Annotated in this window: 12 protein-coding genes; 9 read left to right on the top strand and 3 right to left on the bottom strand. The window is 61.9% G+C overall.

The window, feature by feature from the left end:
* The first annotated feature begins 115 nt into the window (after positions 1-115).
* A complete protein-coding gene (locus DBV08_RS18855) occupies positions 116-994 on the top strand; it encodes a LysR family transcriptional regulator (protein WP_095973567.1) in 879 nt (292 codons plus the stop codon).
* Here the strand turns inward: DBV08_RS18855 and DBV08_RS18860 are convergent.
* Genes DBV08_RS18860 through DBV08_RS18870 form a run of 3 tightly spaced genes read right to left on the bottom strand, consistent with a single transcriptional unit; the run spans position 991 to position 4,885 of the window.
* A complete protein-coding gene (locus DBV08_RS18860) occupies positions 991-2,697 on the bottom strand; it encodes an acyl-CoA dehydrogenase family protein (protein ID WP_124568470.1) in 1,707 nt (568 codons plus the stop codon). The two genes, DBV08_RS18855 and DBV08_RS18860, sit on opposite strands and share 4 nt — an antisense overlap.
* Before the next feature lie 10 nt (positions 2,698-2,707).
* Entirely contained in the window at positions 2,708-4,213 is a 1,506-nt protein-coding gene (locus DBV08_RS18865) for a class I adenylate-forming enzyme family protein (RefSeq protein WP_124568471.1), read from the bottom strand.
* A 36-nt stretch (positions 4,214-4,249) separates the two neighbouring features.
* Positions 4,250-4,885, bottom strand: a complete 636-nt coding sequence (locus DBV08_RS18870; RefSeq protein WP_095973585.1) for a TetR/AcrR family transcriptional regulator C-terminal domain-containing protein — start codon at positions 4,883-4,885, stop codon at positions 4,250-4,252.
* Positions 4,886-5,061: 176 nt separating this feature from the next.
* On the opposite strand from DBV08_RS18870, the gene DBV08_RS18875 reads away from it, so the two are divergent.
* The 8 genes from DBV08_RS18875 (at position 5,062) to DBV08_RS18910 (ending at position 13,581) form a co-directional block, all read left to right on the top strand.
* The gene (locus tag DBV08_RS18875) at positions 5,062-6,039 is read left to right on the top strand and encodes a helix-turn-helix domain-containing protein (protein WP_124568472.1); all 978 of its coding nucleotides are present in this window, start codon (positions 5,062-5,064) and stop codon (positions 6,037-6,039) included.
* Between the two features lie 204 nt (positions 6,040-6,243).
* Positions 6,244-7,305: a phenylacetaldoxime dehydratase family protein gene (locus DBV08_RS18880; protein WP_124568473.1), complete on the top strand. Its 1,062-nt coding sequence runs from the start codon at positions 6,244-6,246 to the stop codon at positions 7,303-7,305.
* A 115-nt stretch (positions 7,306-7,420) separates the two neighbouring features.
* Positions 7,421-7,789, top strand: a complete 369-nt coding sequence (locus tag DBV08_RS18885; protein WP_124568474.1) for a helix-turn-helix transcriptional regulator — start codon at positions 7,421-7,423, stop codon at positions 7,787-7,789.
* Positions 7,790-7,834: 45 nt separating this feature from the next.
* Positions 7,835-9,241, top strand: a complete 1,407-nt coding sequence (locus DBV08_RS18890) for a substrate-binding protein (RefSeq protein WP_124568475.1) — start codon at positions 7,835-7,837, stop codon at positions 9,239-9,241.
* 114 nt (positions 9,242-9,355) lie between these two features.
* On the top strand, positions 9,356-10,921 hold the full coding sequence (locus tag DBV08_RS18895) for an amidase (RefSeq protein WP_124568476.1): 1,566 nt from the start codon (positions 9,356-9,358) through the stop codon (positions 10,919-10,921).
* A gap of 73 nt (positions 10,922-10,994) precedes the next feature.
* Positions 10,995-11,618: a nitrile hydratase subunit alpha gene (nthA, locus tag DBV08_RS18900; RefSeq protein WP_124568477.1), complete on the top strand. Its 624-nt coding sequence runs from the start codon at positions 10,995-10,997 to the stop codon at positions 11,616-11,618.
* Positions 11,619-11,644: 26 nt separating this feature from the next.
* Positions 11,645-12,283 carry a nitrile hydratase subunit beta gene (nthB, locus tag DBV08_RS18905; RefSeq protein WP_124568478.1) on the top strand — a complete coding sequence of 213 codons (639 nt, stop codon included), beginning with the start codon at positions 11,645-11,647 and terminating at the stop codon, positions 12,281-12,283.
* Between the two features lie 98 nt (positions 12,284-12,381).
* Entirely contained in the window at positions 12,382-13,581 is a 1,200-nt protein-coding gene (locus DBV08_RS18910) for a GTP-binding protein (protein WP_124568479.1), read from the top strand.
* The last annotated feature ends 28 nt before the right edge of the window (positions 13,582-13,609 follow it).

The following is a 13,609-nucleotide window of genomic DNA, read 5'->3' on the forward strand; positions in this document are numbered from 1 at the left end:
CCAAGGGATGCAATGTGAGGCGTGAATCACTATCGTCCGAAATCCATGTAGAGTCCAAGACTTAGTTCGACTCATTTATGTGGGACAACCACATAATGAAACGGGAAGGAGCGACATGGAACTGCGTCAGCTGCGCGCGTTTCTCGCAGTCGCCGACGAACTTCATTTCGGCCGGGCCGCCGAGCGACTCCACATCGGGCAATCCCCGCTCAGCCAAACCATTCGGGCGCTCGAGCGCGAACTCGGCACCGACCTGTTCGTCCGGACTACCAGGTCAGTGCAGTTGACCGCCGCCGGTGAAGCCTTGGTCACGCCTGCACGGATCATCGAAGCGCAGGTTGCCCTCGTCAGAGATATCGCATCAGCTGCCTCGACCGGGGAAACAGGGCGTGTCACGGTGGGTTTCGGCGGAACCGGCGGCTACACGGTGCTGTCGGCTCTCACACGGTCCTTGGCCGACTCCCATCCGGGAATCGAACTGGAACTACGGCCGCAGATGTACTCGGGTGAGGTGCTCGACGCTCTCCGACGCGGAACACTCGACATGGGCATAGTCGGCCTGCCCATTCCGCGCGGATTCGAGACTCACACGGTGCGCGAGGAAACCTTGATGGTCGCAGTTCCGGCCAGGCATCACCTCAGTACCCACGACTCCGTGTCACCGGAAGACCTGGCAACCGAACGATTCGTGATGTATCCCGCCGAGCACGGCTCGGTGGTGCGCGATGCGACGTTGTCCGTGTGCGCCACAGCAGGTTTCACGCCCACCGTCGCGCACGAAGCCCCCGATCCGTACAGCCTGTTGGCCATGGTCGGAGCGGGGGTCGGGATCGCCGTCGTCGTGGAGTCGACGGCGCATCTGTCCATGGACGGGGTCGTGTACCTGCCGATCGCCGGGGCCACGCCCACGCTGAAAATCGCGATGGCATGGCGACCGAACAATCCGACGCCGGCAGTACACACCGTCACCAGGGTGCTGAAGGAGCAGCCTTAGGCTCTCGCGAGAATCCCCGCGAAATCCGTTCCTACAGGAAGAGTTCCGTACTCGTGACCGCGGTCGGCGCCGAGGCGAGCGGCAATGAAGGCATCGGACGAAGCGGCCGGGGAGTGGCGCACCATGAGCGAGGCCTGCAGTGCCAACGCCATAGCCTCGACGACGGTCCGAGCGCGGAGCTGGGCGTCGGCGGATGCCATCGTGGCGAGCTCACCGAGTTGGCGTCGCACCCGATCGAGGTGCTGATCGAGGTCCGGGTTGTTCCCGCGAGCGAGGTTGATCTCGTGGTCGAAGGCGGCAACGGAATCGGGTTCACGGGTCATCGCGCGCAGGACATCGAGCGCGATGACGTTGCCTGACCCCTCCCACACGGCCATGACGGGCTGCTCACGGTAGCGACGGGCAAGCGGGAAGTCCTCGGTGTAACCGTTGCCGCCCAGGCATTCGAGGGCTTCGTAGGAGTGGTGCGGACCGCGCTTGCAGATCCAGTACTTCGCAACGGCTGTCGCGAGTCGGCGGAAAGCCTTCTCCTGCTCGTCCGCGTCCTCGTCCTGGGCGCGAGCCAATCGCAGTGCGGTGATGGTCGCGGCTTCGGATTCGAGAGCCAGATCGGCAAGTACCGACGTCATTGCCGGCTGATCTGCCAGGACGGCACCGAAAGCGCTGCGGTGCCGCGCATGCCACACCGCTTCGGCCACCGACTGACGCATACCCGCAGTGCTGCCGAGAATGCAGTCGAGTCGCGTCTGGGACACCATTTCGATGATGGTCCGCACACCACGGCCCGGTTCGCCGATCATGGTGCCGACGGTGCCGTCGAGTTCGATCTCGGACGATGCGTTGGACTTGTTGCCCAGCTTGTTCTTCAGACGTTGGATACGGAAAACGTTGCGTGTGCCGTCAGGCAGGATGCGGGGCAGAAGGAAGCAGGAAAGTCCCTCGCCGGCAGTACCTTCGGCCTGGGCGAGAACCAGGAAGGCGTCGGACATCGGCGCCGAGCAGAACCACTTGTGTCCGGTGAGCAGGTAGTCTGCACCCGGGCCGCCACGTCCGGCCGGCTTGGCGATGGTCGTGTTGGCTCGCACGTCGGAGCCGCCCTGCTTCTCCGTCATCGACATTCCGAAGATCGCGGATGCCTTTCCGGGAGCGTCCAACTCGGGGGTGTAGCTCCGAGAAAGGGCGCGCGGGGTCCAGAGGGCGGCTACATCCGGCTGCAGCTCGAGCGAGGGGATCACGGCGTGCGTCATGGAGATCGGGCATGCGTGACCCGGTTCGACCTGGGAGAAAAGCATGAATGCCGCGGCCCGAGCCACGTTGGCACCCGGCTTCGGGTCAGCCCAGGCAGAGGTGTGAGCACCGTGCGCAACGGCGGCAGAGATGATCCGGTGATATGACGGATGGTATTCGACCTCGTCGATGCGGTTTCCCCAGCGATCGAAGGTCTTCAGTTCGGGGATCACCGTGTTGGCCAGCTCCGCGTCGTGCTGGAACCCGGCACTGCCGACCAGTTCACCGATGTCGGTGAGTTCACTGGTGGCCCAATCGGCGTCGTGGCGCGCGACGCCTTCGACCAGGACCGTATCGAGCAGGAACTCGTTGACGTCCGTGCGCGGTACCGACTGGTTGAGCACTGCATGGGTGCGATGCGGCGCCGGGTGGGTGACGGTGTTCTCGGAGACAGTCTTCTCGGAAATATCAGTCATGACAGGCCTTTCAGCTCGCGGCGCGGATGAGGTGCTTCTGGATCTTGCCGGTCGGCGTGCGCGGAAGGATGGTCGCGAACACCACTTCACGCGGAATCTTGTAGCGCGCCAACTTGTCCGAGAGGTAATCCTTGATGTCGTCGGCGCTGATGACATCCGGTTCACGCCAGACGACGTGTGCGACGACGGTCTCGCCCCATTCTTCGTTGGGTTTTCCGACAACGGCGACGTCGACGACGTCCGGGTGGCCGGAGATCACGTCCTCGACCTCCTTGGAGTAGACGTTCTCGCCGCCCGTGATGATCATGTCCTTCGCGCGATCGACGATGAAGAGGTAGCCGTCCGCATCCTTACGCGCCAGATCGCCGGTGCGATACCAACCTCCGTCGGCAAATGCAGCCTTCGTGGCAGCGGGGTCGTCGAGGTACCCCTGCATGACGGTGTCGGCACGCAGCCAGATCTCACCGATCTGATCGGGCTCCGCGTCGGTGCCGTCATCGGCAACCAGTCGCAGGTCGACGCCGGCCAGCGCGACGCGGCCGATCGAGCCCGCTTTGCTCAATTGCTCTTCGGGGTACAGCACAGTCCCGACGGGCCCGGTCTCGGTCATGCCGTAGACCTGCCGGAATTCGGTGGTGCCGTACGACTCCACCAGTCGCCGAGCAACATCCGCACCGATCGGTCCGCCGCCGTACAGCCACGCACGAACGCTGCCGAGGTTGTAGTCGGCGAAGTTCGGCACCAGATTGAGTGCGGTGGTGTAGAGGACCGGTGGCCCGAAGCAGAGGGTAATACGCTGTTCCTGAACTGTTTCCAGGAACTTGACGGGGTGGTACTCGCGCAGCAGCACGACGGTTCCGCCCATGTAGAGCGTGGACATGAACCAGTTGTTCAGTGGGGAAGCGTGCCAGATCGGGACGGCCATGAGCAGTCGCTCGTCTCGAGTCGTCGACACGGCAAGGGCCGCGGTGACGGCTACGCCGACGACGTTGCGATGGCTGTGGACGCAGCCCTTGGGCGAGCCGGTAGTCCCCGAGGTGTAGAGGATCTCGGCAGGATCGTTCTCGTCGATGTCGATACCGTCAACACCCTCCTGGCGGGTGATGGCGTCGTCGAAGAAGTCGAAACCGTCTGCGACAGAGTCCGTGCTGATCAGCTTTGCTGTGGTCTCCAATCGACCGACGACCGGCGCCAGCTCACCGTCGAAGACGCACACCGACACCTTCGCGTGCCCCAGCACGTAGGCAACTTCCGGAGTCTGCATCTTGTGATTGACGGGAACCACGACGGCACCCAAGCGCCAGGCACCGAGCATCGCGTACACGAATCCTGGAGTGTTGTAACACATCAGCGCCACACGGTCACCTGGCTGCACGCCCAGCGACTGCAAATATCCTGCGGCGCGCCGACTTCCGTCCTGAACCTGGGAGTACGTGTGATCGTGACCGTCGAATATCAGGAAGGGTTTGTCCGGGGTCTTGGTGACGTTGCTGTCGAATACGCGAACGATGTCCATCGAAGTCCTTGTCGGAGAATCACGCTCGAAGAGAGTTCATTCCATCGAGCTGTTGAGTACGGCGTCGGGTATCTGGAGAGTGGCGAAGATGACGGCGACCGCCTCCTCGAGGGAGTAGCCGAAGCTCTCGCCGGTGGCAGTCTTCTGGATGACGAGGCCGAAGATCGCAGACCAGAAGGCCTTGGATTCGACGTCGATGCCCGCGCGTAGCTGCCAGCCGGTGCGGACCAAAGTACGAAGGAGGGCAGTTTCACCCGAGGAATGCAGAGTGCGAAGCGTTTCGGAGATCAGGTCACGGAGTTCACCACGACGACCCGTCATCATCATCGCTTCCACGAACAGTTCGACGCTGGGAGCGCCCGAGCCCAGGAGGGATCCGACCAATTTCTCGGTGTAGTCACCGACAGTGTCGGCATCGGCGGCATCAACCTCGGCGCGCTTGCCCGCGCGCAGAACGGCCGCACACGCCACCTCGACGAAGAGCTTCTCTTTGGAACCGTAGTAGTAGGTCACCTGGTTGGGATGAGCGCCGGCGGCGGTGCAGATCTGCGCGATGGACACGCTGTCGCCGTGTTCGAGAAACAGCTCGGTTGCGGCATTGAACAGCGCCATACGCGTCTGCTTGCCCGACTCACGCGTGGCGCGCGCTGCGGGAACTGCCTCGGTGACCATCACGAACTCCTACTTGTTTGTATGACAAACAATAACTCGACGTTGTTTGTATGGCAAACAATTTCTCCCCGGCGTGATGACATGTCGACTCCTGTCGACATGTCTGATGTGCGGGATTACTCTCTGAACATCGAGCACCCGAGAACTTCGGCTTTTCTGCGAGGAGGCGCCCTGCAATGCTCACGCGATCCGGCTTCTCCCTGCCCACACGCACGAATCTCACGGGCGACTGGGCAGATTTGTTGCGTGAGCATTTTGTCGCGCTCGACGTATCCGACATCGAAGACGGCGACGGATTCAGCGGGGCCGTGCACTCGGCCCAACTCGCTCACGTTCGGGTGTCCGCAGTTCAATCGATGGAACAACGAATAGTCCGTAGCAGCAGCCTGATCAAGAGCGACGGTGCGGACTACCTGCAAATCGGCATGATCCGCCGCGGTAGCGCGGTAGTGCGCCAAGACGACCGCGAATGCGTCCTGCGACGTGGCGACTACGTCCTGTACGACACCACGCGCCCCTTCGATTGGCAGATCGAGGGACACGCACACGACGGCATCTGGGGACTCGAGGTATTCACCTGGCCACGGTCGTACCTGTCGCTCAGCGACGCGGAGGTCACGAGCTTGACCGCCATCGCTTTCGACGGACACGCGGGCCTGAGTGGCCTGCTGGGTCGCTTTCTTCACGATCTTGCCTCCGTCCGCATGACGTCCGACGCGAGCGGAGACGAAGAGGAAGTCGTCAACGAGATCGGCAGCCTGGTCAAGTCCGTTCTTCACGCAACGGCACGTCCGATCACCTCTCGGCGAACCAGCCTCTACGAATCCGCCCTGTCGGTCATAGACGCCCGCATCGCTGACCCGGCCCTGTCTCCGGTGGACATCGCGGGATCGGTCAAAGTCTCCATTCGCCAGTTGCACCGAGCCTTCGCCGAACACGGCACGACGGTGTCACGCTCGATTCGCAGCCGTCGACTCGACGGTTGCCGTCGCGAGATCGTGCAACGCCACGCAGCAGAGCGGTCACTGACCCAGATTTCTCACCGCTGGGGATTCACCGACCTGGCCGCCTTCAGTCGCGCATTCAAGGCGGAGTTCGGAATCAGCCCGCGGCGGTACCGGTCGCAAGCAGCGACCCCAAGCAATCCCCGCTGATCTGTAACATATTCAGCCACTTGCCCATTCAACATGGTGTCCAAAACGTTCTGTCGCCGACGCCTATCCACAATTCTTGGCGCGGTAGGCCAAATATCGGGCGTTGACGGCCAAGTTTGATCGGCCTCGCGGGCGTAGATTTTCGGCACGGCGCTGCCAAGTGCCAGGCACCCGATTCGACTACCCACACCACAGGGAGCACTCATGGAATCTGCAATCGGTGAACACCTTCAATGCCCGCGCACGTTGACCAGGCGCGTTCCGGATACCTATACGCCACCATTTCCCATGTGGGTCGGGCGCGCAGACGACGCATTGCAACAGGTCGTGATGGGCTATCTCGGCGTGCAGTTCCGCGACGAAGATCAGCGCCCGGCTGCACTGCAGGCGATGCGGGATATCGTCGCCGGCTTCGACTTGCCGGACGGGCCGGCACACCACGATCTCACCCATCACATCGACAACCAGGGCTACGAGAACCTGATCGTGGTCGGATACTGGAAAGATGTTTCCTCCCAACATCGTTGGAGCACATCGACTCCAATAGCTTCCTGGTGGGAGTCCGAAGACCGCCTGTCGGACGGGTTGGGGTTCTTCCGCGAGATCGTGGCACCGAGAGCCGAACAGTTCGAAACGCTCTACGCGTTCCAAGACGACCTTCCCGGGGTCGGAGCGGTCATGGACGGCATCAGTGGCGAGATCAACGAACACGGCTACTGGGGTTCGATGCGCGAGCGGTTTCCGATCTCCCAAACCGACTGGATGCAGGCCTCGGGCGAACTGCGGGTCATCGCCGGTGACCCCGCCGTAGCTGGACGCGTAGTAGTGCGGGGGCACGACAACATCGCACTGATCAGGTCCGGACAGGACTGGGCCGACGCGGAAGCAGACGAGCGCAGCCTCTACCTGGACGAAATCCTGCCCACCCTCCAATCGGGCATGGATTTCCTCCGCGACAACGGCCCGGCCGTCGGGTGCTACAGCAACCGATTCGTGCGCAACATCGACATCGACGGAAACTTCCTCGACCTGAGCTACAACATCGGTCACTGGGCCTCACTCGACCAACTCGAACGGTGGTCGGAATCCCACCCCACCCATCTGCGGATCTTCACGACGTTTTTCCGGGTGGCCGCGGGTCTGTCGAAATTGCGTCTCTACCATGAGGTCTCGGTATTCGATGCCGCCGATCAGCTGTACGAGTACATCAATTGCCATCCCGGCACCGGCATGCTGCGCGATGCAGTGACCATCGCCGAGCACTGACCGAAGCCGCCGGGAATCTTCGGCGACGTTCTTTCCCTCGGAGGCAACTCGAGATATGTTGACGAGTGTCGACATATCGCAGTAGAGGCCATCGAGGAAGCGCGGACAGCAGACAGTGACTACTCAACGAAACGAAGAGTTGGCGTTTGCTGTGCTGGCCGACCAGGTACGTCGACAGATTCTCGACACTCTGGCTACCCACGGCGAGTGCAATGCGGGTTTCATCAGCGATCAAATTTCGACGGTCGGTCGCACCACGGTATCCACACATCTCAAGGCGCTGCGGTTGTCCGGAGTGATCGTCGAACGGCGTCAGGGACGTCATCGCTTGTTCTCGATCGATCCGTCGGGGCCGGCCAACGACGCACTCCAGTTCCTGCGCGACGTCCTCGGGCGGGCTCTGGAAGCAGGTTCGAACACGCCCGAGTCGCCGACTACGGCGACTGAGGATTCCGAACCGGCTTCGGCGCGTCGCCGGGCGTGAGGCCCTGGTTGAGCCCCAGCATCTATTTCAGGCAGGAAGTAGAACGTGCCAGGTCTCTCCGTAACGGCACAGATCGTGACGACCGACCCACCAGGGTCAGCCTTCGAGCGCCTCGAAACGGGGCAACTGCTCGAACTCGAATGTGAACAACTGACGGTCGGGGCCGCTGTCGCCATCTCCCTTCCCGTCGGCGACGGCGTACGTGCGGATCCAGCCGGAATGCCGATCACGCTGTTGGGTTACGTCGCCGGCGTGAAGCGGGGCCGATCGGTAGTGATAGTGCACCACCAACCGTGGCGCGGCCGCCTGACGATCCGGTTCTTTCCCGACGGCACCGGAACCCGGATCGTTCTCGAGTCCAGCCTCGATCAGGACGGCATTTCCTGGCTTGCCAACAAGCGCGGATTCGCTCCACCCGAGCCTCCGCGTTCCGACCGACATCGGATCGGATTGCTGGTCAGCAAATCCGGCCCGGCAGCTGTATTCGCCCAGGCGACAGAAACACTCGCTGCCCTGGCCGTGGAAGAGATCAATGCCGACGGCGGTGTCGGCGGCGTTCTCGTCGACTTGGTGATCGGCGATGACGCTTCCGACTCGGCGGCCGGAGCGGCGACCGCGCTGCGATTGGTGAAAAGCGGGTGCCGCGCCATTTTCGCGTGCGTGACGTCGTCGACCTTCAATGCCGCTGCATCTGCGTTGCAGAACACCGGTGTGCTGTTGGTGCACACAGTTCTCAACGAAGGAGGTCGATCGCGTCCGGGAGTACTTCGATTGGGTGAGCGGCCACTCGACCAGACACGAGCGGGCATTCCCGCAATGATGACCGAGACCGGTTCTCGCACTTGGTTCCTGGTCGGTCAGCAGTATTCGTGGTCGTTCGGAGCGCATTGGGCGGCCCGACGTGTGATCGCCGAATCCACAGGTTCGGTGGCCGGCGAAGTGTACGTACCGTTGGGGACAACCGACTTCTCACGCATCATCGAGTCGATAGCCGACTCCGGGGCCGAACTGATTCTTTCCACCCTTGTGGGCCATGACGAGGTCTTCTTCGAACGACAATGTGCCCAGCACGGACTGCGGGCCACCACGCGGACGTTTGCATTGGTCCTCGACGAGGCCACTCAGCAGCTCATCGGCAATTCCGATGCCGACGGAGTCTGGGCGGCATTCGGCTACTTCCAATCCGCAGCCGGTGACCACGACCTCGAAAAGCGATACAGCGCAAGCTCGAACGAACTCCTGCCTCCGCTCAGTTCCCTGTCCGAGACAACGTACGAAGCGATCGTCGCTTACGCACGCGCAGTCGAACGAACGTCGGCGGGCGATCCGGAAACAGTACTTCGGCAGCTTGCCACGACACCGAAAAGCTCTACGAACACCGGTGTTCCACTGAATCGGCCGATTCTGATCGCTGAATCACGCCGTGGGCGACTGTACCCACGCTCTCTCTGAGCGCACGTAACCCGAACTTAACGAGTCAATATGTCGATACCTATTGACGCAATTATGGATCCGGCCCTAGTCTGAAAGACAAGTGAAGCCGATCACATCAGGAGCACACTTCTCATGGCGACAATCCGACCTGACGACAAAGCAATAGACGCCGCCGCAAGGCATTACGGCATCACTCTCGACAAAACAGCCCGGCTCGAGTGGCCGGCACTGATCGACGGAGCACTGGGCTCCTACGACGTCGTCGACCAGTTGTACGCCGACGAGGCGACCCCGCCGACCACGTCACGCGAGCACGCGGTGCCAAGTGCGAGCGAAAATCCTTTGAGCGCTTGGTATGTGACCACCAGCATCCCGCCGACGTCGGACGGCGTCCTGACCGGCCGACGCGTGGCGATCAAGGACAACGTGACCGTGGCCGGAGTTCCGATGATGAACGGATCTCGGACGGTAGAGGGATTCACCCCGTCTCGCGACGCGACTGTGGTCACTCGACTACTGGCGGCCGGTGCAACCGTCGCGGGCAAAGCTGTGTGTGAGGACCTGTGTTTCTCCGGTTCGAGCTTCACACCGGCAAGCGGACCGGTCCGCAATCCATGGGACCGGCAGCGCGAAGCAGGTGGATCATCCGGCGGCAGTGCAGCACTCGTCGCAAACGGTGACGTCGATCTTGCCATCGGCGGGGATCAAGGCGGATCGATCCGGATCCCGGCGGCATTCTGCGGCGTCGTCGGACACAAGCCGACGTTCGGGCTCGTCCCGTATACCGGTGCATTTCCCATCGAGCGAACAATCGACCATCTCGGCCCGATCACACGCACGGTCCACGATGCAGCACTGATGCTCTCGGTCATCGCCGGCCGCGACGGTAACGACCCACGCCAAGCCGACAGCGTCGAAGCAGGTGACTATCTGTCCACCCTCGACTCCGATGTGGACGGCCTGCGAATCGGAATCGTTCGAGAGGGATTCGGGCACGCGGTCTCACAGCCCGAGGTCGACGACGCAGTCCGCGCAGCGGCACACAGTCTGACCGAAATCGGTTGCACGGTAGAGGAAGTAAACATCCCGTGGCATCTGCATGCTTTCCACATCTGGAACGTGATCGCCACGGACGGTGGTGCCTACCAGATGTTGGACGGCAACGGATACGGCATGAACGCCGAAGGTTTGTACGATCCGGAACTGATGGCACACTTTGCTTCTCGACGCATTCAGCACGCCGACGCTCTGTCCGAAACCGTCAAACTGGTGGCCCTGACCGGCCACCACGGCATCACCACCCTCGGCGGCGCGAGCTACGGCAAAGCCCGGAACCTCGTACCGCTCGCCCGCGCCGCCTACGACACTGCCTTGAGACAATTCGACGTCCTGGTGATGCCAACACTGCCCTACGTCGCATCCGAATTGCCGGCGAAGGACGTGGATCGTGCAACCTTCATCACAAAGGCTCTCGGGATGATCGCCAACACGGCACCATTCGACGTGACCGGACATCCGTCCCTGTCCGTTCCGGCCGGCCTGGTAAACGGGCTTCCGGTCGGAATGATGATCACCGGCAAAACCTTCGACGATGCGACGGTCCTCCGAGTCGGGCGCGCATTCGAAAAGCTTCGCGGCGCGTTTCCGACGCCGGCCGACCACATCTCCGACTCCGCACCACAACTCAGCCTCACCTAGTCCTGTATCCGCACTTGCACAACAAATTCCACCGATTCACACATGATCAGCCCGCATAGAAAAGGTGAACCAGATGTCAGTAACGATCGACCACACAACGGAGAACGCCGCACCGGCCCAGGCGCCGGTCTCCGATCGCGCGTGGGCCCTGTTCCGCGCACTCGACGGTAAGGGATTGGTACCCGACGGTTACGTCGAGGGATGGAAGAAGACCTTCGAGGAGGACTTCAGTCCAAGGCGCGGAGCGGAATTGGTCGCGCGGGCTTGGACCGACCCCGATTTCCGGCAGCTGCTTCTCACCGACGGTACCGCCGCGGTTGCCCAGTACGGATATCTGGGCCCCCAGGGCGAATACATCGTGGCAGTCGAAGACACCCCGACCCTCAAGAACGTGATCGTGTGCTCCCTGTGTTCATGCACCGCGTGGCCCATCCTCGGTCTGCCACCCACCTGGTACAAGAGCTTCGAATACCGTGCGCGCGTGGTCCGCGAACCACGGAAGGTTCTCTCCGAGATGGGAACCGAGATCGCGTCGGACATCGAGATTCGCGTCTACGACACCACCGCCGAAACTCGCTACATGGTCCTCCCGCAGCGTCCCGCCGGCACCGAAGGCTGGAGCCAGGAACAACTGCAGGAAATCGTCACCAAGGACTGCCTGATCGGGGTTGCAATCCCGCAGGTTCCCACCGTCTGATCACCCCGACAAGAAGGAAGCACACCATGGATGGAGTACACGATCTTGCCGGAGTACAAGGCTTCGGCAAAGTCCCGCATACCGTCAACGCCGACATCGGCCCCACCTTTCACGCCGAATGGGAACACCTGCCCTACAGCCTGATGTTCGCCGGTGTCGCCGAACTCGGGGCCTTCAGCGTCGACGAAGTGCGATACGTCGTCGAGCGGATGGAGCCGCGCCACTACATGATGACCCCGTACTACGAGAGGTACGTCATCGGTGTCGCGACATTGATGGTCGAAAAGGGAATCCTGACGCAGGACGAACTCGAAAGCCTTGCGGGGGGACCGTTCCCACTGTCACGGCCCAGCGAATCCGAAGGGCGGCCGGCACCCGTCGAGACGACCACCTTCGAAGTCGGGCAGCGAGTACGCGTACGCGACGAGTACGTTCCGGGGCATATTCGAATGCCTGCATACTGCCGTGGACGAGTGGGAACCATCTCTCATCGAACTACCGAGAAGTGGCCGTTTCCCGACGCAATCGGCCACGGGCGCAACGACGCCGGCGAAGAACCGACGTACCACGTGAAGTTCGCCGCCGAGGAATTGTTCGGTAGCGACACCGACGGTGGAAGCGTCGTTGTCGACCTCTTCGAGGGTTACCTCGAGCCTGCGGCCTGATCTTCCAGCATTCCAGGCGGCGGTCACGCGATCACAGCGGTTCGTGCGACCGCCGCCTGATCACCACGATTCACTCATTCGGAAGGACACTGGAAATCATGGTCGACACACGACTTCCGGTCACGGTGCTGTCAGGTTTCCTGGGCGCCGGGAAGACGACGCTACTCAACGAGATCCTGCGCAATCGGGAGGGCCGTCGGGTTGCGGTGATCGTCAACGACATGAGCGAAATCAACATCGACAGTGCAGAAGTCGAGCGTGAGATCTCGCTCAGTCGCTCCGAGGAGAAACTGGTCGAGATGACCAACGGCTGCATCTGCTGCACTCTGCGAGAGGATCTTCTTTCCGAGATCAGCGCCCTGGCCGCTGCTGGCCGATTCGACTACCTTCTCATCGAATCTTCGGGCATCTCCGAACCGCTGCCCGTCGCGGAGACGTTCACCTTCATCGATACCGACGGCCACGCTCTGGCCGACGTCGCCCGACTCGACACCATGGTCACCGTGGTCGACGGCAACAGTTTTCTGCGCGACTACACGGCTGGAGGTCGCGTCGAAGCCGATGCTCCGGAAGATGAACGAGACATCGCGGATCTACTTGTCGACCAGATCGAGTTTGCCGACGTCATCCTGGTGAGCAAGGCCGATCTGATCTCGCACCAGCACCTGGTCGAATTGACCGCGGTCCTGCGATCTTTGAACGCAACCGCTGCGATTGTTCCGATGACGCTCGGTCGCATCCCACTCGACACGATTCTCGACACCGGTTTGTTCTCGCTCGAGAAAGCTGCACAGGCCCCCGGATGGTTACAAGAACTACAAGGTGAACACACTCCCGAAACCGAAGAGTACGGAATCAGTTCGGTGGTGTACCGCGAGCGCGCACCCTTCCACCCCCAACGTCTGCATGACTTCCTCAGCAGCGAGTGGACCAACGGAAAGTTACTCCGGGCCAAGGGCTACTACTGGAATGCCGGCCGGTTCACCGAGATCGGGAGTATTTCCCAGGCCGGTCATCTCATTCGCCACGGATACGTCGGCCGTTGGTGGAAGTTTCTACCCCGTGACGAGTGGCCGGCCGACGATTACCGCCGCGACGGAATCCTCGACAAGTGGGAAGAACCTGTCGGTGACTGCCGACAGGAACTCGTCTTCATCGGCCAAGCCATCGACCCGTCTCTACTGCACCGAGAACTCGACGCGTGTCTACTCACCACAGCCGAGATCGAACTCGGGCCAGACGTGTGGACCACCTGGAGCGACCCCCTGGGTGCCGGGTATACCGACCAGACCGTTTGATATTGGTCCGGTTTGCCGTAAGTTGTGC

It is taken from the genome of Rhodococcus sp. KBW08 (assembly GCF_003852455.1).
In the GTDB taxonomy this organism is placed as follows: domain Bacteria; phylum Actinomycetota; class Actinomycetes; order Mycobacteriales; family Mycobacteriaceae; genus Rhodococcus_F; species Rhodococcus_F baikonurensis.